Origin of the sequence: Lactococcus sp. UBA7128 (assembly GCF_002492185.1) — a bacterium.
Classification (GTDB): Bacteria; Bacillota; Bacilli; order Lactobacillales; family Streptococcaceae; genus Lactococcus; species Lactococcus muris.
This window is the reverse complement of sequence record NZ_DKXK01000030.1, coordinates 16,123-30,623: the sequence shown is the minus strand read 5'-3', so window position 1 is coordinate 30,623 and position 14,501 is coordinate 16,123. Positions and strand designations below refer to the sequence as shown.

General features: G+C 39.0%; 13 protein-coding genes. 10 read left to right on the top strand and 3 right to left on the bottom strand.

The genetic code is table 11. The features are described 5' to 3' along the window. Positions 1-360 precede the first annotated feature (360 nt). The 5 genes from B4H39_RS03865 (at position 361) to B4H39_RS03845 (ending at position 4,878) form a co-directional block, all read left to right on the top strand. On the top strand, positions 361-564 hold the full coding sequence (locus tag B4H39_RS03865) for a hypothetical protein (protein WP_202229806.1): 204 nt from the start codon (positions 361-363) through the stop codon (positions 562-564). A gap of 340 nt (positions 565-904) precedes the next feature. Then, complete coding sequence (gene gla / locus B4H39_RS03860; RefSeq protein ID WP_202229808.1) at positions 905-1,774, top strand: aquaglyceroporin Gla; 870 nt, start codon at positions 905-907, stop codon at positions 1,772-1,774. Positions 1,775-2,233: 459 nt separating this feature from the next. Then, entirely contained in the window at positions 2,234-3,085 is an 852-nt protein-coding gene (locus B4H39_RS03855) for a MetQ/NlpA family ABC transporter substrate-binding protein (protein WP_251422802.1), read from the top strand. 20 nt (positions 3,086-3,105) lie between these two features. Next, on the top strand, positions 3,106-4,182 hold the full coding sequence (locus B4H39_RS03850) for a methionine ABC transporter ATP-binding protein (RefSeq protein WP_251422799.1): 1,077 nt from the start codon (positions 3,106-3,108) through the stop codon (positions 4,180-4,182). Next, the gene (locus tag B4H39_RS03845; protein ID WP_251422796.1) at positions 4,183-4,878 is read left to right on the top strand and encodes a methionine ABC transporter permease; all 696 of its coding nucleotides are present in this window, start codon (positions 4,183-4,185) and stop codon (positions 4,876-4,878) included. 232 nt (positions 4,879-5,110) lie between these two features. Here the strand turns inward: B4H39_RS03845 and B4H39_RS03840 are convergent, their stop codons facing one another. Beyond that, on the bottom strand, positions 5,111-6,493 hold the full coding sequence (locus B4H39_RS03840; RefSeq protein WP_251422793.1) for an MFS transporter: 1,383 nt from the start codon (positions 6,491-6,493) through the stop codon (positions 5,111-5,113). Between the two features lie 496 nt (positions 6,494-6,989). On the opposite strand from B4H39_RS03840, the gene B4H39_RS03835 reads away from it, so the two are divergent. From B4H39_RS03835 to B4H39_RS03820, 4 genes are all read left to right on the top strand, one after another. Beyond that, positions 6,990-7,277 (top strand): helix-turn-helix transcriptional regulator, encoded by a 288-nt coding sequence (locus B4H39_RS03835; protein ID WP_202229818.1) that lies wholly within the window; start codon positions 6,990-6,992, stop codon positions 7,275-7,277. 261 nt (positions 7,278-7,538) lie between these two features. Beyond that, positions 7,539-8,444 (top strand): LysR family transcriptional regulator, encoded by a 906-nt coding sequence (locus B4H39_RS03830; RefSeq protein WP_286927519.1) that lies wholly within the window; start codon positions 7,539-7,541, stop codon positions 8,442-8,444. Between the two features lie 96 nt (positions 8,445-8,540). Next, positions 8,541-9,242, top strand: a complete 702-nt coding sequence (locus B4H39_RS03825) for a phosphoglycerate mutase (protein WP_251422787.1) — start codon at positions 8,541-8,543, stop codon at positions 9,240-9,242. A 125-nt stretch (positions 9,243-9,367) separates the two neighbouring features. Further along, entirely contained in the window at positions 9,368-11,524 is a 2,157-nt protein-coding gene (locus B4H39_RS03820) for a penicillin-binding transpeptidase domain-containing protein (protein WP_251422784.1), read from the top strand. A 47-nt stretch (positions 11,525-11,571) separates the two neighbouring features. Here B4H39_RS03820 and B4H39_RS03815 read toward each other — a convergent pair whose 3' ends face one another. After that, the gene (locus B4H39_RS03815) at positions 11,572-12,504 is read right to left on the bottom strand and encodes a TDT family transporter (RefSeq protein WP_202229826.1); all 933 of its coding nucleotides are present in this window, start codon (positions 12,502-12,504) and stop codon (positions 11,572-11,574) included. A 160-nt stretch (positions 12,505-12,664) separates the two neighbouring features. On the opposite strand from B4H39_RS03815, the gene B4H39_RS03810 reads away from it, so the two are divergent. After that, on the top strand, positions 12,665-13,483 hold the full coding sequence (locus tag B4H39_RS03810) for a LysR family transcriptional regulator (RefSeq protein WP_251422781.1): 819 nt from the start codon (positions 12,665-12,667) through the stop codon (positions 13,481-13,483). Here the strand turns inward: B4H39_RS03810 and B4H39_RS03805 are convergent. Then, positions 13,470-14,390, bottom strand: coding sequence for an alpha/beta fold hydrolase (locus tag B4H39_RS03805; protein WP_251422778.1), 921 nt, complete (start codon positions 14,388-14,390; stop codon positions 13,470-13,472). The genes B4H39_RS03810 and B4H39_RS03805 overlap by 14 nt on opposite strands. Positions 14,391-14,501: the final 111 nt, after the last annotated feature.

Genomic DNA, 14,501 nt, shown 5'->3' with positions numbered 1-14,501 from the left:
ATCCCCAGCTATGCTCCTCCGCGACCAAGACGGCGCATGGACATCAAATCTTTAAAAACTCTGGGCAAACGAGACATTTTATTTGAGTCGTCGTGCGGAGCTGTGCAAGAAAACGTAGCTTATTTTTCCTTTATTTTTAGTTTTAAGTCAATAAGAACATAAGATTCAAGCAAGTTTCTTCCTTTCCTCATTCCTCTCCAGCCTTAAACTTTAGGCCTTTTACCTCGACTGCTCACTATTAGTATTCTTAGTCATAAGAAGGGAATGTGTGATTTAGAAAAATAACTTTGCTTGAACATCAAACAAAAAGAGTACTATAATAGAGGGGTTAAGAAGAACAAAGCATAGAGGAGAATGATTATGAAATTCAAATTCAGTGGCCTTTCTTCATATGAGGAAAAAGAAATGCCAAACTTTATGGGAGAAGCAGAGTCACACACTGTCATCAAAGAGTTTGACAGCATGGAACAGGCCGTTCAGCATGTTGCTGCTCACAGCGGTTTTATGGTAACAGACAGTGGCAAGTTTGCTTTCCATGTCCGTACTATTACTCAAGTTGACTAATTAAACTTTACAAAACGTGCTCAAGGCATGTTTTTTATTTTTTTGAAAAGAGAACAGAGAGAGTTGTAACGTCATCTAAATTTTTGAGGCAGTCCTAAAGCATCTGCTTTCCTTTTTTTGTAAGACTTATAAGAAATTTGACTGCCAGAAAAATATAAAACGCTTACGCCGAGCTGGTTTTCAAGAAGTTTCTCTCAAAGCAATTTTTCTTTTCAAGTATTTGCATCTTTTTAGCGAAAATGAAAAAAACATGTTATAATGTCTAGGTATAACAAAAGAGCTTAACATGAGTTAATCTCGTTTTTATTTTGTCATTAATTTTTATTATTTGGAGGAATTCATGGACTATTCATGGACAGTGAAATATCTCACTGAATTTATTGGCACTGCGCTTTTGCTTATTTTAGGTAATGGTGCTGTAGCTAATGTCGAACTCAAAGGTACAAAAGCCTTTGGCCAATCTTGGTTGATTATTGCTTGGGGTTACGGTCTTGGTGTAATGTTGCCAGCTGTAGCTTTAGGAAATATTACAGCTCAGATCAACCCAGCCTTTACGCTTGGGCTTGCGGCATCAAACCTTTTCCCTTGGGAACAAGTACCTTTTTACATCCTCGCTCAACTTCTTGGAGCGATGTTTGGACAATTGATTGTCGTAATGGTTTACCGTCCTTACTATCTTAAAACAGAAAATTCAAATGCTATTTTAGGAACATTCTCAACAATCGATAACGTTGATGATGGGACAATCACTACGCATACAGGTGCCCTAATTAATGGCTTTTTGAATGAGTTCGTTGGGTCATTTGTGCTCTTCTTTGGTGCTATGGGCTTAACAAACCTTTATCGTGGGAGCGAATCGATCAAATGGATGACTGATTATGCAGCTAAACAAGGTGCGGACACAACAAGTGCTGATGTTACAGGACAAATCGCAGCATCAGTCTCAGGAGCAGCTTCATCCTCAGCAATCAGCCACGTTGTTCTTGGCTTCCTTGTTCTTGTATTGGTTGCTTCACTTGGTGGTCCTACAGGTCCTGGTTTGAACCCAGCACGTGACCTTGGTCCACGTATCTTGCACTCACTCTTGCCAAAATCAATTTTGGGTGAACATAAAGGGGATAGCAAATGGTGGTATTCATGGGTACCTGTTACAGCACCTATCCTTGCAGCTCTTGCAGCTGTTGCTTTATTCAAGATTATCTACCTCTAATGTTGAACTTTGACCTTCATCTTCGGATGAAGGTTTTATTATTTCAAATGCGGTGATTAAAAATTTGTAATTCTAAATCGAAAATAATTTGCTAAAATAAAACCATAGTCAAAAACAAAGAAATAAAAGCGACTAGGAGAGTAGGAGTGAAAGTTAGCACAGGGAGCTTGCGGATAGTGAGAGCAAGACTAACGGAAACTTTGAAAATGGCCTAGAAATCGCGTGGCAGTGAGTTCAGTTTTTGAATAAACTGTCAACGGAGTGGTTCTCGTTATTGAACACATTATTTTTGGAACAATCTTGTTTGTTACCAAAGATAGTTAGCAAGGTGTAGAAGGTTTTTTGTCATCTTTTACATGAATTAGAATGGTACCACGGCAGTTCGTTTCTATTATTTAGAGGCGGATTATTTTTTTGTTTTTGATTATTTATTGCACTTTATAAAAGGGAGAGGTCATTATGAAAAAGAAAACAAGAAACAGAGTTATTGCAGTTGTAGCAGTAGTAGTTGTCGCCCTTATCGGTTATTTCTCATTTTTCAAAAAAGAGGCTGTGGCAGATAAAACGGTCAAAGTCGGGATCATGTCAGGATCGAAAGAAAGTACAGAAATTTGGGATTCTGTTGCCAAGAAAGCGAAAGATCAGTATGGCATCAACTTAGAGTTTGTCCGTTTTACCGATTACAATCAACCTAATACTGCCTTAGTAAACGGTGATGTAGACATCAACGCATTCCAGCACTATGCTTTCCTTAATGAGTGGAATCAAGCCAACAAGGCTGACTTACAACCTATTGGTGATATCTTGATTTCACCTATCCGTCTTTACTCTAAAAAATATACAAATGTTCAAGATATCCCTAATAAGGGAACAATCGCTGTACCCAACGATACTTCTAATGAAAGCCGTGCCCTTCATGTTTTGGAAGGTGCAGGTCTGATTAAGTTAAATACAAAGGCAGGTGCTCTAGCGACGATCAAAGACATTACAGAAAATCCAAAGGACTTGACCATTAAAGAGTTGGATGGTTCACAAACTGCTTCAGCACTGTCTTCAGTTGATGCTGCCGTTGTAAACAATGACTTTTCTGTTCCAGCAGGATTGACAAGCAAGGAAGTTATTGCTACAGAGCCACTAAATAAGGATTCCAAGCAGTGGATTAATATCATTGTAGCCAAGAAAGAAGACAAGGATAATAAACTTTATCAAGATGTAGTCAAAGCTTATCAAACAAAAGAAACAGAAGATTTGTTTGCGAAACTCTATCCTGAAAAAGGCACAATTCCTGCTTGGAACTTGAACTTGAAATAATCACAGTAATGGAGAATGAGATGGCAATTATTGAACTGAATAATATCAGTGTTTCCTACGAAACCAAGAAAAACAAGGTGAATGCTGTAAAAAATACGACAATCCATATCGAAAGAGGCGATATTTTTGGCATTATCGGCTATTCAGGTGCTGGAAAGTCGACGATTGTCCGTACGATTAATCTCTTGCAAAAGCCAAGCTCTGGTGAAGTTAAAGTGAATGGCAAAGTTCTTTTCAAAGCTGGGGCAGACGGTAAAGATCAAGCAAACATCAAAGCAGCTGATTTAAGAAAAGAACGCCAAAAAATTGGTATGATTTTTCAGCACTTCAACTTGCTCAATGAGAAAACAGTTTTTGAAAACATTGAGTTTGCTCTCTTGCACAGTCCCTTGAAAGATAAAGAAAAAGAGGAAAAGATTCGTGAACTGCTTAAGTTAGTGAGCTTGGAAGAATTTGAAGATAAATACCCAGCACAACTTTCAGGAGGGCAGAAACAGCGTGTTGCTATTGCGCGTGCTTTGGCCAATGACCCGGAAATCTTGATTTCCGATGAGGGAACCTCAGCTCTGGACCCCAAAACGACCAATCAGATTTTAGATTTGTTGAAAGACCTGCAGAAGCGTCTGGGACTTACTATTGTCCTCATCACCCACGAAATGAATGTTGTGAAAGAAATCGCCAACAAGGTAGCAGTGATGCAAAATGGTGAAGTTATAGAGCAAAATAATCTCTTGGAAATCTTTGCTCATCCAAAAGAAAGCTTAACACAGCAATTTATTGATACAACCTCCAATGTGTCGCGTTTCATCCATTCTCTGACTGAAAATGATACATTTAGCGCCCTAGCAGAAGATGAAGAGCTAATCTATCTGAGCTACTATGGCAATCAATCCGGTGAACCAGCCATGTCTGAAATCACTCGTCAATTTGGTGTTGCGACTAATATTTTCTACGGTAATGTTGAGGTCTTACAAAATACACGTTTTGGTTCCTTGGTTGTAGCTCTGAAAGGAAAAGAAGAAGATCGCGTGGCTGCCAAGGCGTACTTGGCACAGCAAAACATTGAGTTTACAGTATTGAAAGAGCAGGTGAAATAGATGACAGAATGGTTTACAGAACATTTTCCTAATGTCGTAGCACTCGGTTTACATGGTGATACAGGTTGGCTAACCTCAATCACTGAGACACTTTTTATGGTCTTTTGGTCAGGTCTTTTTGGTGGCATATTAGGATTAATCTTTGGTGTAGCACTTGTTGTGACAAATGAGGAAGGAATAACACCCAACCGAGCACTTTATTCCTTTTTAGATAAATTTACTTCCATTTTCCGTGCCGTGCCCTTTATTGTTTTACTTGCAATTATTGCTCCCGTTACTCAAAAAATTGTGGGTACACAGATTGGGACCACAGCAGCGCTAGTTCCACTAACTTTAGGTGTCTTTCCCTTTTATGCCCGTCAAGTTCAAGTCGCTCTTGAAGGTGTGAACAAAGGTACAGTGGAAGCTGCACAGACTGTGGGTGCAAATTTTTGGGACATTGTATTTACTGTCTATCTACGTGAAGAACTTGGAAGCCTGATTCGTGTATCCACAGTGACAATCATCTCTCTGATTGGTTTGACTGCTATGGCTGGAGCCATTGGTGCAGGAGGTTTAGGGAATACAGCTATTGCCTATGGTTACAATCGTTTCTCTAATGATGTGACCTTCCTCGCAACCTTGCTTATCCTCCTTCTGGTCCTCTTGGTGCAAGTCATCGGAGACATCTGGGCGAAAAGTGTGACACACAAATAATATGAGCAGAGGAAATTTCGCCAAGTAAAAATTTCCTTTGATGGCGGCACTCCCGCAATTGTTTGGATTGTTGACGAGGCTTTAGAGAGTACTACTGGAGTTGCCGCTACTCTATAGAGGCCTCTCGTCCAGCTCTGAACGTCAATCAGTAGAAACTGTTCAATTCTGGTCTACACCTGTACAGCGAAACAAATACTCAAGCAACGTTATTGCTTGAGTATTTTGCTGTGGTTTACTCCATACTATGGCATTCTTTTTTATCAATTTTTTTGTAATTGCTATTTTGATGGATTAAAATATAGATTGAAGCAAGTATAGCGACAGTAGCAAAGAAATAAACAACCATATTTCCAGCATACCAGCCATAAGCTTCAACAAGCCAACCAATAACTAATGTTGCGATAACCTCTCCAATGATGTACTGACAAAACCCCATTGTACCTGTAGACATCCCGTTAGCGAACTTTGGTACAGCTTCGTTGACCATTAAGCCGACGATTGTCGCAGGAGCATATATAAATGTTCCCATGATGAGTAAAATAACAATAATGAGTGTGTGATCAGTTGCTGCAAAATAAGTAACCAGACACACTAACATCGCGATTAATGAAATTAATACCATGATGGCTCGACGTCCCTTAAGCAAATCTGTGATGAAACCGATGATTATGACTCCGGGAACAGCTGCTAATTCAAAGACTCCCGTCAGCCATTTTGCCGTAGAATTTTCAAACCCTTTAACGTTGACCAAATAATTTGGTATCCAGCTCATAATCCCGTAGCGTACAACATAAATAGAAAGTGAGGCCAAAATAACAGCCCAAATCAGCTTGTTTTTTACAATATACTCAAAGAAAATTTTGAAAATACTCTCTGTTGAAACGTCACCTTCAACGACTTCTCCGTCTTTGACTACAACCTTATCATCAGTATAATCCTCAATAGTGGGTAGCCCCCTAGTACTTGGGCGATCACTACCTAGGATAAGAACAAGAACTGCGATAGCAATGGAGACAATGGAAGCAGTCCAAAAGCTCCATTGAAGTGAGCCGCCAAAAAGCAAGGCGGATAAGTTGATGACAGCAACACACATAAATGCTCCTGCATTATGGGCAGACGACCAGATTGAAAACGCTGTTCCCCGAGCCATGATAGATCCAGTGCCCTTACGGCCAAACCAGAGACTGATTAAACGTTGACAAGCCGCCGCGCCCATCCCCTGCATGATAGAATTTAGGAACATCAAAAAGAGAATCATCCTAAAACTTTCTGTTGCGCCATACAATGCGTTTAGGATTGAGGAGACAATTAATCCCGTTGCGACATAGCGGTTAGGATTCGCGCGGTCTGCAAGTGTTCCCATGATAAGTTTAGAAATACCATAACCAATCCCAAACATGGAGAGGATTGTCCCGATTTGTCCCATCGAAAAACCATAGACTTTTGAAATATCATTTTGTTGAACTGTAAAAATGAGTCGAATAATGTAATAGCCGATATAAACAATAGATGTTGATATAAGCACACGCACTTGCCATATTTTATACAAGCGCTTTACGTTCTCTGCGGGGATTTTTTCTTCTGCATCTGGTGCGGGTTTTAAAAAATCTATCAATATGAAACCTCTTTCATTGTTTTGCATTCATTATACTTCACATTTGAGCAGAACAAAAGAGGTAATATTTTTTGTTTCTTTAATAATAAGAAACTTTATTTTGGAAAAATCTTGTTACTTAAAGCACCCGTTTAGCGTATGATGATGATGAATGTAAATAGAAATCAATGCTGAAAATAAAAAGAAGGTATACTTTAAGAAAAAAGAAATCCAACATAGTTTCAGAAATGATAAGAAAAAGCGGCTCTTTTTTGATAGGTTAAAGGGCAAGTCATTGAAGCAGCCACTCCGCAGAAAAGCAGAGAGCGATTAACTCTGAAGCGGAGGAAAGAAAGATTTTTCAAGGATTTATTTAGCTTATCACCAAGTCTGGATTGAAAAGTAGAATGCAGGTCTTTGGCTAAAAGTTTTCTCGGGAAAATGTATTGCAAAAAGTTGCAAAAGATGATTAAATAGTAAAAGTAAAACAGATTTGACAAAATCATCAGGAGGAAGCATGCAAAATAAGATTCGTGAATTTAGACAGGCGCAAAAACTTTCTCAGGAAGATTTAGCACGCATCGCTCATGTTAGTCGACAAACCATCAATGCAATTGAAAATGATAAATATGATCCCGAACTTCTGTTAGCTTTTAAGTTAGCCGAGATTTTAGGGACTAAAGTTGACGAGCTTTTTATTTTTCAGCTTGGAAACGTGAAGAAAAAAGAAGAAGATGTTTTCTGGTGTGAAAAATATCAATGCGTACTGTGGAAACGTGCAGGTGTTGAAAAAAGAGCAAACTGAACAGCAAAATAAAATGAAAAGCCTATGTAATAGTGTATAATTTATTTATAGGCTTTTTTAATACACAGCCAGCATTGATGCCTTTTGGTACACTTCTGGTTGTCAAGTCCTGCAGCCTCTCATGAGAGGTAAGCCCTAAACTATCAGGTTTACCTTTCAGCGCTGTGCGTTAGCGTCATTGTGACTAGAAGCGTTGAGGGGAGAGGGGCTAGTCTCTGTGAAATTACCCTATACTGCCGAAAGAAGGAACAAGGAATTATCATGAATATAAAACAGCTTCGCTATGTTGTGGCCATCGCTAATACTGGAACTTTTCGAGAAGCGAGTGAACAACTCTTTGTGAGTCAGCCGTCGATGTCTATCGCTGTTAAAGACTTAGAACAAGAGCTTAATTTCCAAATTTTTGAGCGTACAAATACAGGAGCAAGCTTGACGATTGAGGGTGAACGCTTCTATGAGCAGGCACAGGAAATTTTACGCAATTTTGAAGCTTTTGAGGCGAAGTATGCAAAGCCAAAAGAAACAGAGCGCCATTTTTCTGTCGCGAGTCAGCATTATGACTTTCTTGCGCCTGTTGGTGTAGAATTTTCCAAGAAAAATCCAGAAATCAAAAATTTCAGGGTTTTTGAGTCAACAACCTATAACATTTTACAAGAAGTTGCTCAGGGTCACAGCGAGCTTGGTGTTGTTTACCTAGACAAGCACAACCGTTCAGGCATCTTACGTATGCTGGACAAGCTTGAGTTAGATTACGAAGAACTTTTCATTTCGCAGACCCATATTTATTTAAGAAAAAATCATCCGTTGACACGTAAAAAGACGATCAAAACAAGTGATTTAAAAACTTTGGATCGTGTACGTTTTACTCAAGAAAACGAGCAGTTTCTTTACTATTCTGAGGATTTAGTAGAAACTTTTGAAAACACTTTTATTTATAATGTGACTGACCGTGCTACGTTAAATGGTATACTGGAACGCACAGATGCTTATGCCACTGGTCTAGGTTTTATTGATAAGGCAAGTGTCCATAATGTTACAGTTGTTCCTATGGATGGGGATAATGTCAACAGTTTAATTTTGGTGAAGAAAAAAAGTCAACTTTTGACAGATGCAGCCAAATCCTATAAGAGAAGTTTAGAAGTTTATTTTGAGAAGTATAAGTTTTAACCGGCTTGAGTCTAGGCTAGAAAAAATATGAAAATTAGTGTAAAATAGAGCAGTATACAAATTTTGTAAAACATTTAACATAGGAGAATGCACATAATGGTAAAATTAGTTTTTGCACGTCATGGTGAATCAGAATGGAACTTGGCTAACCTTTTCACAGGTTGGGCTGATGTAGACCTTTCAGAAAACGGAACACAGCAAGCAATTGATGCAGGGAAGCTCATCAAAGAAGCAGGTATCGAATTTGATATTGCTTATACATCTGTGCTGAAACGTGCAATCAAAACTACGAACTATGCACTTGAATACTCTGACCAACTTTGGGTACCAGTGGTTAAAACTTGGCGCTTGAACGAACGTCACTATGGTGGCTTGACTGGCTTGAATAAGGCTGACGCTGCTGCTAAGCATGGTGATGAACAAGTTCATATCTGGCGTCGTTCATATGATGTTTTGCCACCAGCAATGCCGCATGATGACGAATATTCAGCACATGCTGACCGCCGTTATGCTAACCTTGAAGACAGTCTCATCCCTGATGCTGAAAACCTCAAAGTTACACTTGAACGTGCACTGCCATTCTGGGAAGATCAAATTGCTCCAGCCCTGAAAGATGGCAAGAACGTATTTGTTGGTGCACATGGTAACTCTATTCGTGCCTTAGTCAAACATATCAAACAACTCTCAGATGAGGAAATTATGGATGTCGAAATCCCTAACTTCCCACCACTTGTTTTTGAATTTGACGATAATTTGAACCTTGTTAAAGAGTACTATCTTGCACCAAAACAAGCATAAGTAACACGATAAAATCTGCCTTTGGCGGTTTTTTTCTTTTCTTCAAAAAATGTAAGGTAAAATACAGTTTAATATGATAAAATGTGTAGGTATGAAAATGACAAGTGAAAATTAGGATAGGTCCCATGTCTGAGAAAAGAAAAACACGAAACGAATTAAGCGGAAAAAAAGATAAAACACGGAAAGTATTGAAAAACCCAACCATGTTGGCATCAGGACGAGTAAAACTCCTCTTTTTTGTCATCACGGTTCTCTTTTTAGTTCTCATTGGCAAGCTTTACCATATGCAAGTTATGAACCAAAGCTTTTATGAGAGTAAGCAGTCTGGTGGAGCGGGCTCTTTACAGATAGTTCAGGGATCGCCACGAGGAAATATCTATGATGCGAAGGGAGTTCCCTTAGCAACAACGGAGCCGGTGGAAGCTATCGAGTATACACGCGGTCAGAACACTACAGCAGATGATATGCGTAAGATTGCTGACCGTTTAGTAGGCATCTTATCCTTGGACAATGATTTTGAACAGATAACTGAACGTGATAAAAAAGACTATTTCCTAGCTGATGCTGGTAACTTGAATAAAATCAATGCGCAGCTAACAAAGGAAGAAAAAACGGATAAAAGAGGAAATTTACTTACTGGTTCAGAGCTTTACAATGTTCAACTTAGCAAAGTGACTGCTGAGGATATAAATTTTAATGAACAGCAGATGTTTGCAGTTAAGCTCTTTAAAGAGATGAATGGTACTGCAGTTTTTAACACGACAGTTATTACCACAGGTAATCTTACTGCGGAACAACAGGCCTACATCGGTGAGCATGAAGGAGAACTTCAAGGGGTTTCTGTGGGGAACAGCTGGAACCGAAAATATGCAGATACAGTTCTTAAGCCACTTTTAGGTACAGTGACCACTCAGAAACAAGGAATTCCATCAAACTTGCTGGATGAGTATCTTAAAGAAGGCTTCCAACGCAACGACCGTGTAGGAACAGCTTTTTTAGAGAAAGGCTACGAGAAGTATTTACAAGGTACTCCTAAGATAAGCAAGGTACTTACGGATAAGCAAGGGAATGTTACAGGAACAGAGGTAGAACAAAAAGGAAGTAAAGGGGACAACCTCAAGCTTACCATTGATTTGCAATTTCAAAATGCTGTGGATAAGATTTTAGAAGAACAGGTCAATGCTATGATTGCCGACGGCTTCGGAACTTATTCGCAAGGGGCTTACGCTGTTGTGCTGGACTCTAAGACAGGTGCTGTTTTGGCTTTGTCAGGACTTAAGCGTGATGAAACGACAGGGGCTCTTCAAAAAGATACAAATGGCACTTTCCAGTCTGCATTTGTACCAGGGTCAGTAGTGAAGCCAGCCACTCTAACAGCGGGATGGAATGCAAACGTGATAGCCAATAACCAGATGCTTTATGATATGCCTATCCAGTTGGCAGGTTCAAGTGCGATTACATCCTGGTTTACCAATGGCAGTCTCCCTATCAATGCTGTTCAAGCTCTAGAATATTCATCAAACACATACATGGTTCAAATTGCCCTCAAGATGCTGGGACAGCCTTATGTTCCTAATATGTCTGTGGATGATTCTAATAGTGTTGAGGCATTTAAGAAATTGCGCGAAACTTTTGCCTCTTATGGCTTAGGGACGTCAACTGGTTTTGATATTCCAGGTGAAGAAATAGGGTATTTGCCAGATGCAAATAAGACAAATGTCTCTAATCTGCTCATGGAATCTTTTGGACAGTTTGATACCTATACCCCTCTCCAGCTTGCAACATATGGTATGACTTTGGCGAACAATGGGGAGCGTCTGTCCCCTCATATTGTAGATGGAATCTATGAAACTGATTCTCAAGGGGGAATGGGTAATCTTGTTAAAAATATAACCCCAAAAATTATGGATAAAGTCAATATCACGCCAGAAAACATGGATGTCCTGCATTACGGAATGTATAAAGTAGTGCATGGGAACGAATTTGTTAACGGTCAGATTGGTGCAACGGGTTACTACATGCGTCCGTCACAAGGTGCTGAAGTTTCGATTTCTGCGAAAACAGGGACTGCCGAAGTACCTTATAAAGCACCAGATGGGACAACGATTCCAGTAACGGTTATTAATGTTGTTGCTTTTGCACCGACTGAAAACCCACAAATTTCCATCGGTGTTATGGTGCCACAAACAACTGTTAAAGAAGGAGGCGTAACCTCTAAGATAGGGCAAAATATCACACGTGAGATTACAAATCTCTATAATTCAATGTACCACTTCAAATAGAAAAATAAAAACTCTCAGTTTGTCATCAAGCTGAGAGTTTTATTGATTTAAGCCTTTTTACATAGGAAATAAGTATAGCGAATTAAAACATAGCTGACTGCTAAAAAGGCTATGAAAAGCTCAATTGTAGCTAAAGGCGTTAAGAGAAAGTTTAAGTCAGGATAGTTTTTGCTTAACAAACTAACCGCAGTCGCCGAGATAACCAGAGGAAATGTGAAAGCTGCATAACTAGGATAAAAAGGCAACCGTAATAAAGGAATGATGAGCACAACGGTAATGAGGTAGATGAATTGCGACAGCACAAACAAGCTAAAAACAAAGAGAGTAGACTTGTGATCCATCACAGTCAAGTAAGCTGCTAGACAAAGAGAACCAGGAGCTGTAAGTATGGTAATGAGCGGAAGGGTGGATTCGTGCATTTTCTTGAAAATGAATATGCGGTGCCCAATGATTGGAAGCAATATAAAATAGAAGAGGAGTGCAGGCCATAGTACAATACGACCAATTTCTAAGTTAAAAGCTGTTGCGGTATTTGGGATAACACCAAGACCAACAAAGGTAATGAACCAGCTGGGATAAACATGGTGCATTCCGACTTTTTGAGGAATAATATGAAGAGCGATAAAGTATGCCATTAACACGAAATGAAGGAGAACCGCAATCAACCAGATAAGATAAACAAGAGGGGAGTGTGGAAAAACTCTGTTGAGAAAGACACAAATGACCATCCAAGCCATTGTAAAAGTCGGAGAAACTGAACCGATGATAGGGTCTTTGAGTGACTCTATAAGATGACGCATGGTGAATATAAGTTTCATAAGTATCAAGGTCATAAAAAAGAGACCAGCCAGATCAAAAAAGTTACCTAAGACAGGGTATCCCTTGGAGTAGAGAAGATTACCCAAAGATACCATACCTAAGATTAAACCACAAATGGGAATAGGAATTTTTTTCAAAAAATCTAAAAATACTTGTTTCATAAAGAACTCCTAAAAGATTGATTTGAGTATGAACTGTGGAGGTAACTTCCTGCAGTTCATTTACTATCTTAAGTATAAAACACTTGATTTAATTTGTAAAATGAATTATTGTAATTATAAGGATAGAAAAAAATAATAAAAATTCTGAAGGAGGACAGCTATGTTTTCACTACTTGAAACATTCATTGCCATATATGAGACAAGAAGTTTTACCAAAGCAGGGCAATATTTGTTTATTTCACAGCCCACAGTGACTGTACGGATAAAGAAATTAGAAGAAGAACTAGGGAATTCCCTCTTCATTCGAGGGAAAAATCGCGAAGTGATTCCGACAGAGGCGGCTAAACTTCTGTATAGCAAAGCTGTCAAGTATGTGCAGGATTGGGAGCAGCTGCAGTCGGAGCTCAACCAGAAAAGTCTAACAAAAAAACCTTTCAAAATAGGGCTCTCGCAAAGTGCAGCGATCGGTATTATGCCCAAGTTATATCCAAAACTGATGCCATATTTGGATCAGATAGACTTGAAAATATCTATGTATGATTCGGAAGAAGTTTTCAACCTAGTAGAGGACCATGAGCTGCATTTTGGTATTATTGAAAAAACTTTAGCCAGTGAGCAAGTAGAGACTTTTCCTCTGTTTAAAGACGAGCTTGTGTTAGCAGGAGATTTGAGTAGTGAAACGTTTTTTACAAGAGAAGTTGGTTCAGGTGTTGGGCATTATATTAAAAAATATCTTCAAGAAGAAAATTTCGAGCCGCGCCATCTGGTGAGAATGAACAATAATGACATGATTATTGCCCATGTCCAAGCGGGATTGGGTGTTTCTCTGATTTCAAAACGCTTTGTTTCAGAAGGGCTACCTTATCAGAGTTTGGGCAGCAAATATCATCGGACATTTTTAGGACTTACTTATGCAGAAGAAAAAGACCCTCTGATGCTTGAAATCATCCAGAACATAAGAGCGTCTATTGATTATTGAGGCACGTCGTAAGCCATTGGCCGATACTATGATAGACCTCCTCGTATTCATCTTCAAAGAGGATTTCATGTCTCAGTCTAGGAAAAAGTTGAAGGTCTAGGTGGCGGAATTCTGCTTTTTTCAGTTCTTGATATACTTTTTGAGGGCCTTTTCCAAAGTTCCCCACAGGATCATCTGTGCCGCTTAAGATTAAGATTGGCAAGTCAGTAGGCATATTTCTCATCCAGTTTTTTTGGTTGGCTCTTTTGACGAGAGAAAAAAGTGTGACAAAACCGTTGTGTGTGAAAGTAAAGCCTAATAAAGGATTGCTTTCATAGCTGGTTACATTTTCTTGATTTTTAGAAAGCCAATTAAAATTTCCCTTTTCGGGGAATTTTTTACTGTAGTTACCGAAAGCAAGTTTATCGATGGTATTGGCAACAGTTTTAGCTCTTTTTTGACTGATTTTTTCTATAAATGGTAAAAGAAAATTCAAGTGTTTAGGGCTGGTTCCAGTACCCATAAAAATCGCCCCCTGAATGTCAACGGGATAGTCCTGAAGAAAGTTACGTAAGGCAAAAGAGCCCATACTGTGTCCCATCATAAAATAAGGTAACTCTGGGTATTTTTGCTGTGCCCAGTTTTTTACCAAATGAATATCGGTAATAACATTTTTTAAGCCCTCTTCACCAAAATAACCATAAACTGGCTCTTGTTTATTTATAGAATACCCATGGCCTAAATGGTCATGACCGACAACAGCAAAACCGATGCTATTGAGATAAAGTGCAAAATCATTGTAGCGCTCGATATGTTCTGCCATGCCGTGGATGAGTTGGATAACTGCTTTGGGTTTTTCGAGTGACCAATGGAGCAGATTAAGTTCAGTTTGCTTATCACTTGATATTAATGTACATTGTTCAATCATAGATGTGGCTCTCTTTCCAGTAGATATGTATCAGATTTCAAGTTTATTATAACAAAAAGTGAAGACTGCTTTGAGAGTATTTCTTTATATTTAAAATGTACAGAAAACTAA